The sequence below is a fragment of the Paenalicyclobacillus macrosporangiidus genome, assembly GCF_900116805.1.
GTDB classification, from domain to species: domain Bacteria; phylum Bacillota; class Bacilli; order Alicyclobacillales; family Alicyclobacillaceae; genus Alicyclobacillus_H; species Alicyclobacillus_H macrosporangiidus.
The window spans coordinates 102593-111434 of record NZ_FPBV01000006.1 but is presented as its reverse complement, the minus strand read 5'-3'; the positions used below and the strand labels follow the sequence as shown (position 1 = coordinate 111434).

Sequence of the window (8842 nt, the reverse complement as noted above, 5' to 3'; positions counted from 1 at the left end):
GCACCGCCTCCTATCAGTAGACGTACATGCCGCCCTTTCCCACCAGGCGCCCCATTGTGGCCAGTTGCTGGCCGTATACCGTCAGGTTCCAAGCAGCCCAACCATCGACACTGGCGATGTTCGCATCCTGCGAATACGACAGGTCTCCCACGGACTCTCCAGTCAGGACGCCTTGCGCGCGCCCGGCCTCAAGCACCGCCGCGGCGCCGCTATTCGGATCGGCCGCCGACTGGAGATACAGCGTGCAAAAGTGCGCCACATACCAGCCCATGGCTGCCTGCCACATGCTGCGCCAGCGCGCCTGCGACATCGACGCATTCGCCATGTCGATGAAGGCTTCGATCACCGTCTGCGGAACCACGTATTTGTCATCGGCGTCGGGCCCGAATTGCGGGTACATCGCCAGAAAGTCCGAGACAGCATACGGTGGATTGGTGCCTTGCCGGATGTTCGAGCCATCCCCGAACGTAAAAAAGCCGTTGACGTCCGTGAAGGTTGGATCCATCCCCACGGTCATCCACCAGCTTTACCGCGCTTGGCCGCCGCCTTTTCCGCCTGAACTTCGTCAGCCTTGGACTCGATCACACTCACTACCCCGTCATCCAAGGCCCAACGGAACATCGTGGAGTGAGCCACCCAATCCGGAACGTCGGAAAAGTCATGCGCCCGTACGGTGACGGGCGCCTCCTCTCCGGTCGGGTGATGAAACATCAGAGACTTGCGCGAGAACACTCGCATGCATGCAACCCCCTCATCAGATACCGTCCATGTATTGGATGCACTGCCGATACAGGATCTTGACCTGGCTGAACTGAGCGGCATAGGCCGTCAAGTAGGCCATCTCCGTCACCTGCGACTGCGTCATGACGCGCGACAGCGGGACGGTCAGGTCGAAATTCACGCGGTCCTCGTCATTGACATAGGCCACCATGCGGTCCTTTCCGCCAACGCCGGCGCCAGTACACCACCGAGACGGTGCGATCACAAGGTCAATGCCCTGGTTGCGTCCCAGATTGTTCTCGAGCAAGAACTGCAGGATCGAGATGTTCCCAGCTTGGCTTACCGTGCGACCGACGAGATAGCTGTATTGCGCCGGCGGAATCAAGATGTGATTCGCCATACCGGTCAGGTCGTACTCTGACGCCTGCCACGTCGCCTGGATGATGCTGTTGACGTCATCCAGGATCTCCTGCGGCGTCTTGCTCTGCCACGTGGACTGACCACTTGCGCCATTCGGCGCCGCGCTTGCCGTGACATTCGGATCGTTTACCAGACCCGTAACACCGAGGGACGGTACGCCGACGTAGACCACGTTGTCGATGGATTTGTTGTAGTTGAGCCGGATGCCTTTGTCCAGGATGTCGTCCAACGAGCGGCCAATGCCTTGCAGCTTGGACTGGTCGACGAACGGCACCTTCAGGATATTCGAGAAGGTGAAGACCTTCCACACATCCTTGGTCAGATTGGCCTGCATGATCGGGATGTCATTGCTCTCACCGCCGATGATGCCGCCGTCCTGGCCGCCCGTCGTGGCATAGTCGACAAAGTACTGGCTGCTGAACTCGACCCAGCCGCCACCCGTGCGAGCCACGATGTCACGCGGCCACGTCACGCTTTGAAGGGGCTCCAGCAGGCGAGGGTCGCGCTTTTCAAGCTCGGCATTCAGGAACGCCAGGCCACTGGCGATGGCCGCATCATTTGTCATGACACCGCCGCCCAGGCCCGGCACCGTGTAGGTCCGCTGTCCAGGAGTCACCGTCATCTGTCCATTCCTCCTTCGGTCAACCTATCGTCACGCCTTGTTGCGAGACAGGATCGTGATCTCGGCGGTGTTGTTGGCATCGATCTTGCCGGTCTTCCACTGCACGTTGGTTAACTGCACCGTATTAGTTCCGTCCGCCGCCGCCTCAAAGCCGCCGACAACGCCGTTCGGGATGGAAGCGTTGGCCGCCACACGGATGTACACGGGGCCGCCGGCCACCGGCGTTCCCACGTTGCAGGTGACCGTCACCGAGCCCCGTTCGATCACGTCGCACGGATCGCCAGGGTTGTACTGCGTCTGTCCATACGGCTGGGACAGATATGAAGTGGCCTGCTTGACCTCACGAATGGCCACACCTGCGAAATCAGCGGCCGTGTTTGTTGCGCCGAACAGGGAGTAAGTGTTGTCCGAGTTTAACACCACCGGCGCCCCAAAGGGGATCGGGTTGCTATCGGTCGACCGCACAGGGCGATTCACGATCACGGCATCAGCACTACGAGATACGTTCCCGGGATAACCCAGGTTCAGGGTCTTGCCCACAACGGAACCAGGCACTCAAATCTCCTCCTTTGCGAGAAACGATAGGTTAGGCCCGCTCCTTGTAGTGCGGGTTGTACTTCTTGGCCCATTCGCGGCCGAGTTGCGAGATGTCAGGCGTCTGCTGTGCGGTCGGCTTGTTGGTCTGCTGGTCACGCGCGCGCTGCCGGTTCGCCCGCTCGATCATGGCGTACGTGTTGGTCGACGGCTTCCCCTTGATGGCCGCGATGGCCGCGTCGGCAGCCTTCTTTTTGGCCACAGGGTCGGGGATTGCGGCGATGATCGGTTTGATAGCCTTCAGAGCGGCGATCTTGTACGCAGTGTCGACAGCCGTCAGACCAGACTGCGGGCGTTCCTCCGGAGGCGCCACCGGGCCGGCCTCATCCTCAACCATGGACGGGTCGATGGTATGGCTCTCCTCTTCCTCGGCGTTGTCCTGCGTACGAGGCGGCGTGTTTTCGGGGTCCTCCATCTGGGCGATGGCCTCATCAATGGCCTCCTCCGGAGACTTCTCGGCGTCGGAGGTCTTCGACTCGACCAGCTTGCGCAGCATCTCTGTCAGGGCATCCACCTTCTGCTCCAACGCCTCGATGCGCTTTACATCTTCGGGGGCACCGCCCTCGTCATTGGACTTCGGGGGCTCTTCCTGTGCAGACGCGCGCTCCTCGGCCATGGCATCCACAGCGTCCACAATCTCGTCCGGCTCAGCGTCCACTGCAAACTGCTTGAGTCCGATTGCCGCCAGCACGTCCGTTACGCGGGAGTGCCGGCGAGTAGGCAGCTTCAACTTCATCCTTGAATCAGCACCTTTCTGCTTGTTTTCACGCGGCGTAATGATTCGGCCGTCCCTTAGCTCGTAGCCGCTGCCGAGCCTTTGGACCATGCGACGGCCGATGACAACCAATTCCTCCGGGGTGTATCCGCCTTTTTCGCGCTCGCCAGGATGGTTGTAGTACTCAACCGCCGCCTGCACATGCTGACCGGTCAGCGGGTACTTGTAGTTCACGGGGTCGGCGTAGTCTTCGCGGTCCTCGGGGTAACCTTTGGGCGGTGAGCGGTGACCGTCTTTTTTGACGGCGATCCCGTATCGTTTGGCCGCGGCCTCGGCATCATCATCCGGGCTTTGGTCACGAATCCGCACTCGATCACCGGCCCTTCCACTTTCCACGACAGCGACATGGTTTCCGACGATGTTGCGTTGCGAGTAGGTACCATCTCCGTTTGGCACGTACTCGCACTCGTAACCGGCCGAGACCTCACGCTTGCCAGCGCGAATCTCGTTGATGAGGCGTTCGTCATACACGACCAGATCGGCAAGCAGTAGGTCATTGTCTTCACCGGTACCCCGCCGGACATTCTGCACGGCGCCTTTGGCGTACCACGAGGCGTTGTCCGGCGTCACTCCCGCCGGCGGGTGCCCGTCTGTGAGCGGCTTGCCCTCGAAGCTCGCCATGGCAGCCGGGCTGAACACCTCGGCGGGATCGCGGAACACCTTGACAATGCGGTCTCCGCTGGTTGTGTCGGCGCCGATCTCGCTGGCCAGGTACTCGTACCAACCAGCGCGGGAGATGGGCACGTTGTGCGCGACAAGAAAGCCCTCAGGCGTCATGGTTTGGTTCGGCGAAAAGCGCGAACCGTAGAACGCCTTCACCTGTCATCACCTCCTTTCAAGGCATAAAAAAGAAGCCCGGTTGGGCTTCAAACCACCTTGCTTGGTGTCCATATTCTCTCGAACTGGGCCCGCGTCATCGTTGTTACGGCGCCATTTCTGTACACCTTGCACGGCCAATCGACGTCATCCAGCGTCAGAACCGTCAACGCCGCACAACGGCAGTTCCATATGCAGCCGGCGTGGTAGTGACCCACAGACTTCTCACCGGCCAATGCCTCCGGGCTTGGCGGGTCATCCCATGCCACCAAGACCTTGTCCATCAGGCGGTGACTCTTGCGCACCCGCGCGTCCTCCGACGTGCGCCATTGATACCATCGGGCCCCGAGGCGTTCGCTCCGGGCCTGCTCCAGTGCCGTCCGCGTTTTGCTGGTCTCTGTGCGCGCGATGAGGTTCGCCTTGACTTCTGACATGTGCGGGTAAATGGACAGCAGGTGTTCAGCGATCTCCGACGCCCGGAAACCAGCCATCGACTGGTGCATGATGTGCTCCGTCATCTCACGCGCGACATCAGCAGGAACTGACCGGATATACTCGGCGTTCTCGCGCACCTGGGCCATGATGGCGCCGCCGACGGATGTCTCAAACTCCTGCATGAGGGCCCGGTACAGCACGCCGCCCTTGCTGTTGCGGTTCGCCGCTTGGCGCCATGTCCGTCCGGCGTCGCTGAAGATGTTCGTGACCATTTTCATGGCCACGGCCTCGGCGTACTGGATATACCACGGGTCGTTAGTGGCGTTGCGCAGGCGTCTAACGATCTCGAAGGGATCGTCTAAGCCACTGAGCAAATCGCCCAGCTTTTCCATCGCCAGTTTGATGGCCCGGCGATATTCCGACTCGATCCGGCGCCGCGACTCCAATAGAGGCGAACGCGCCATCCGGTATCATCTCCCCGGCGTCTGTGGTCTGGTCTTCGTCCGCTTGGATGTCCGCGTCTGTGATGTTGGTGAACATGCCCGTCGTGTCGGACATCTGGCGCAACTCCTGCAGCGCCGTCTTTTGCGAAATGATGCCCGCGTTGAAGAGGTTGACGATGGCTGCGCTCTTTTGCTGCACCAGATCGGCGATGTCTTTGTCTGTCGGGTTGCGGATGGGGTTGAAACTGTAGTCCAGGTCGTCCGGGATGGCACCAAACTCCGACATGCACATGATGGGCAGGAGCTTATCCAGAATCGGCGCCAGATACGTCTCCTGCGCCTGCTGTACGGTCTCGTAGTAGTGCTGCAGGTCGCTCTCACCGGTCGCGTCCATGCCGGCCGGAGAACGCCCGAACAAACGCGTCACAGGGATCTGACATGCACCTGCGATGTCCATCATGAAAGACTCGTAGATCTCGTTGAGGCCCGCGAACGTGTACTGGTGCGTCTCCATGCTGTCCTTAGCAGACATCACGTACACGCCCATGTTGGACATCAGCCAATTCTGCGCCTGTAGGACGTTATATAGGTCCTTCTTGGCGTTCTCGTCCGCCAATGCCAGAAGCTCACCCAAATCCTCCATCTTGAGTACGCGCAGATTGGCGAGGAACACCAGGGACGCGATGTTGAAGGAAGTGTTGTCGCGTTTCCTCAGTTCCTCGTAAACGATCTCGACTTCCGAGATGCCCCAGTATACCTCCGCAAGTTTCTCCCAGTAAGGAAGATCCCGGCCGGTGAACCGCAGCACACGGCTGTGATGGACTCGTATCACCTGACCATTTTCCAGCGTAATCTCGTAGTACTTGGGCAATCCGAACTCGACGTCGTTGATGTCTTCCTCGAGTTCTTCTGACGGGTACGCACCGGTCCAGCGGTCGACAATCATCAGATTCTTGAAGCTGCCCGGCATGATCATGTCGTAGTCCAACGGCTGGTCCAGGATGTCTTCGTGGCCTTCGATCATGATGAGCCCAGCGGCGCCTCCGTAAAGGCGGCCCCATTTCAGACCCTGCAGGATTTTTTGCTTGAGTCGTTTGGACCGCCACATACGGTTCAGTTTGTCGATTGCCTCCGGCGGCATCTGGCTCTGGATGGCGATCCAGTTCCGGCACATGTCTTCTGGGATGATGTCCACCACACGCCGAACGATCCAGTTGTTCCGGTACAGACTGTTCAGCAGTTGGTAGTTCTGCGTCAACCGCGTGAGCGGGTATTGGGTGCCCTCGATAATGTTCGGTGTACCGTAACCAAGACGGGCCAGTGGATTGCTGAAAGCATCCATGGTCACGATCTTGGTAAGCACATTGGCAAGCGTGTCCAAAGTTAACCCGCGTGGTGCCGCAGGAGTTGAATGCTGTACCTCTTTCGTGGATCTAGGAGACGTCTTTGCGCGTTTACCGCTCTTCGACATAGGCAATCCCCTCCTTTCTCCACGATGTGTTCCGCCATCACGCTGAATGCAGCCGGTACTTGTTGACCACCGTCGCGACCAGGTAGCGCATGGCGTCAACCGCATGATCGTTTTGCTTCAACGGCTTTTCCTCGCCGCGCTCGGCGGCCTTCGCGTCCCACACGTAGCCTGCTATCTCCTTGACGAGATGTGGGCACCTGTCGCGGTTCACGCGCAACTTGCGCTTCGCAATCATCGTCGCCGTCATCCGGATGCCTTCCAGAACGTCGTTCTCAGCGTCTCTCACCATCAGACCACGGCGCCGCAGCGCAATCTTGAAACTGGCTGCCGAAGGGTCGGCGATGACGAATCGTGGCCGCTCTGGGCCGGCGAAGTTGAGCAGGTCATCAGCGTACTCGGCATCCTCTTTCTGTCGGCCTTGTTCCCGGCCGCTGTGGTAGTACTCGTTGACGATCCATAGCGTGTCACCGTCGTCCAAACAGTCGAGGAACACCGTGGCGTTTTGCGTGCCATAGTCCACGGAGATGTACCGCCGTGCAACCATCTTGAGTCCCGGCGGTATGTCGGCGTCCGTGAAGGTGTTCAAGGTATCATCCCACATATCGTAGATGGCTCCCTCGGCCATAACCCACAAACCGAGGATGAACCGCTTGTACCAGAGGCCGGTATACTCACGTTTCAGGGCCTCTACGTACGCCTGGTCAAGGTTTGGGTTGTCCTCGAGCACGAAGTGCCATGACCGCAGGTCGAGATCCGTCTTGTCCAGGTATTCCACCTTCAGCCAGTGGTATGGGCTGTCGGGGTTCGTCGTGCCGAAGAACTTGGCGCCCGAAACTGATAGGCGCGACAGGAGCATCTTAAAGAAGTTCTCCGGCCACAGCGTCACCTCGTCGCCGTACGCGCCGGCGAGTGTCATTCCGCGGATCTTACCTTCAGCCCGCTCGTCATTCGCGCCGGCGACGTAAATCTTTCGGCCGCAGACGTAGACCTCGCCTTCGCCCTTGTTGTAGCGGTACAACCGCGGGCCGAGGATCTGCTCCATCACATCTAGGATGTTGCGCTTGAGCGTGCGCTCCGTTTTGCCGACCATCAGCAGGTCGCCTGACGGCCCGGTTGCGATGTAGTCCAGCCAGCGCACGATACTCGCGATGGTCTTACCAGAGCGAACGGCGCCCTCCCAGAAGTTCAGGCGGGCCGTGGAGTTACGGATCGAATCCAGTTGCTTTTGGCTGAACCTCCCCCACGTAAAACTCATGATTCGGCACTCTCCCGAATCGCGCGAGCAAGGTCAGCCAGACTGCTGTCATCAGGACCGGCGCCCTTCTCAACTTTGTGCTTGAGATCCAGCAGCTTCGCCTTGCGTTCCTGCACACGTGTGAGCGCCTCCTCAATGCGCTGGATGCGGTCGAGCGCAGCCTCACGACGTTCGTTTCGGATATCTGTATCCCCGTGTATGTCGCTGGATTGCTCGCTGTGATCCTCGAACTGCAGGACCATCTCTGGTCCTTGCTGCAGATGTTTGATCCGCTGAAGCATGCGGCGCTCCCGAATCTCAAGCAACCGGATCTCACGATCAAGCTGCGCTGTTACGTCCGTGTCTACAGCAGCAAAAAGGACACGCTCCTCGTCGTCGAGCGCGTCCAAGTAGATGGTTTCGTATTCGCCGGTCACGACCGCCTTCTTGTTGCCTGGTGGTCCACCAGGTCCTCCACGGTTGCCGACCGCGTTCTTGTTGCCGCGAGGAGCACCGGCCTTGCGCGGTTTAGGCTTGGCGTTTGTTGTACAACTTTCATCAGTTTGTTGTACAACATTCGCCCAGCCGTCTCGGTGCTTCCACACCGCAATAACCCTTTCGCTCTCACCAAGCATTTCAGCGATCTGTCGGTTAGTGATGTTTCCGCCGTGCTCAAGCCATATCTCGCGTGCTTGGTCACGGTTCGGATTGCGAGATCGAGGCACTACATTCACCCCACCTCCAGAGACTGGATTGAGTTGGTTTTGTGTAAAAAAAGAGGATTGTGGACCATGTTGCAGAACTTCCTCACCTTAGACAAGGGGGTGACCAGATATGAGCGATTTCTCATTCAAGATGCCGGAGCTTCCGGAAATCAAGGTGCCATCGTTCAAGGCGCCTGTTATTCCACCAAATCCTCAAGTCACTTCAATTAAAGAAAACCTTGCTGAACAGTTCGTCGTGCGGCTGGTTGCAATGATTAATGAGTACAACATGAGCTTGGACGCAAACAAACAAGTCGCTCTCAGTCTTGTGCAATTTGGCCAGACACTGACCTTGAGTGTTGAGAACATCGGTTACTGGAATCCGAGCTTAATAGTGTTCTACGGGACCAGTGCCGATGGGTTACCAATGCGGCTAATTCAACACGTTTCTCAAATCAACTGTCTGCTAACCGCGGTGCCGCGCGAGAATATCAACGAGCCAAAACGCCGCATTGGGTTCGCAATTGAATCTCAGTCAGCGCCAACCGAAAAGTAACACGCACCACGCCGTCACGTCCTACCGTGGCGGCTTTCTACGTCCTCACCGC

10 protein-coding genes are annotated in these 8842 nt (G+C 58.8%); 1 reads left to right on the top strand and 9 read right to left on the bottom strand.

Features of this window, described 5'->3' with window-relative positions; translation table 11 throughout:
• Positions 1-13 precede the first annotated feature (13 nt).
• From BM357_RS07205 to terS, 9 genes are read right to left on the bottom strand one after another with little or no spacing between them, the layout of a single operon-like run.
• The gene (locus BM357_RS07205; protein ID WP_074951076.1) at positions 14-505 is read right to left on the bottom strand and encodes a DUF4054 domain-containing protein; all 492 of its coding nucleotides are present in this window, start codon (positions 503-505) and stop codon (positions 14-16) included.
• Positions 506-513: 8 nt separating this feature from the next.
• Positions 514-738, bottom strand: coding sequence for a hypothetical protein (locus tag BM357_RS07200; RefSeq protein WP_074951074.1), 225 nt, complete (start codon positions 736-738; stop codon positions 514-516).
• Between the two features lie 16 nt (positions 739-754).
• Positions 755-1762 (bottom strand): DUF2184 domain-containing protein, encoded by a 1008-nt coding sequence (locus BM357_RS07195; protein ID WP_074951072.1) that lies wholly within the window; start codon positions 1760-1762, stop codon positions 755-757.
• Positions 1763-1792: 30 nt separating this feature from the next.
• Positions 1793-2317: a structural cement protein Gp24 gene (locus BM357_RS07190; RefSeq protein ID WP_074951070.1), complete on the bottom strand. Its 525-nt coding sequence runs from the start codon at positions 2315-2317 to the stop codon at positions 1793-1795.
• Between the two features lie 31 nt (positions 2318-2348).
• On the bottom strand, positions 2349-3950 hold the full coding sequence (locus BM357_RS07185) for a DUF2213 domain-containing protein (RefSeq protein ID WP_074951068.1): 1602 nt from the start codon (positions 3948-3950) through the stop codon (positions 2349-2351).
• Between the two features lie 47 nt (positions 3951-3997).
• Positions 3998-4660: a phage minor head protein gene (locus tag BM357_RS07180; RefSeq protein WP_175511470.1), complete on the bottom strand. Its 663-nt coding sequence runs from the start codon at positions 4658-4660 to the stop codon at positions 3998-4000.
• Between the two features lie 58 nt (positions 4661-4718).
• A complete protein-coding gene (locus tag BM357_RS07175; protein ID WP_083430271.1) occupies positions 4719-6296 on the bottom strand; it encodes a phage portal protein in 1578 nt (525 codons plus the stop codon).
• 37 nt (positions 6297-6333) lie between these two features.
• Positions 6334-7551 (bottom strand): PBSX family phage terminase large subunit, encoded by a 1218-nt coding sequence (locus BM357_RS07170; RefSeq protein ID WP_074951064.1) that lies wholly within the window; start codon positions 7549-7551, stop codon positions 6334-6336.
• Positions 7548-8255, bottom strand: a complete 708-nt coding sequence (terS, locus tag BM357_RS07165) for a phage terminase small subunit (protein WP_074951062.1) — start codon at positions 8253-8255, stop codon at positions 7548-7550. Before terS ends, BM357_RS07170 begins: the two co-directional genes overlap by 4 nt.
• 109 nt (positions 8256-8364) lie before the next feature.
• On the opposite strand from terS, the gene BM357_RS07160 reads away from it, so the two are divergent.
• Entirely contained in the window at positions 8365-8790 is a 426-nt protein-coding gene (locus BM357_RS07160) for a DUF6173 family protein (protein ID WP_074951060.1), read from the top strand.
• Positions 8791-8842: the final 52 nt, after the last annotated feature.

Excerpts from the sequence above, each read along its gene's own strand:
- BM357_RS07205 (WP_074951076.1), bottom strand. The coding sequence starts at position 505 with ATGGATCCAACCTTCACGGACGTCAACGGCTTTTTTACGTTCGGGGAT.
- BM357_RS07200 (WP_074951074.1), bottom strand. The coding sequence starts at position 738 with ATGCGAGTGTTCTCGCGCAAGTCTCTGATGTTTCATCACCCGACCGGA.
- BM357_RS07195 (WP_074951072.1), bottom strand. The coding sequence starts at position 1,762 with ATGACGGTGACTCCTGGACAGCGGACCTACACGGTGCCGGGCCTGGGC.
- BM357_RS07180 (WP_175511470.1), bottom strand. The coding sequence starts at position 4,660 with ATGAAAATGGTCACGAACATCTTCAGCGACGCCGGACGGACATGGCGC.
- BM357_RS07175 (WP_083430271.1), bottom strand. The coding sequence starts at position 6,296 with ATGTCGAAGAGCGGTAAACGCGCAAAGACGTCTCCTAGATCCACGAAA.
- BM357_RS07170 (WP_074951064.1), bottom strand. The coding sequence starts at position 7,551 with ATGAGTTTTACGTGGGGGAGGTTCAGCCAAAAGCAACTGGATTCGATC.
- BM357_RS07160 (WP_074951060.1), top strand. The coding sequence starts at position 8,365 with ATGAGCGATTTCTCATTCAAGATGCCGGAGCTTCCGGAAATCAAGGTG.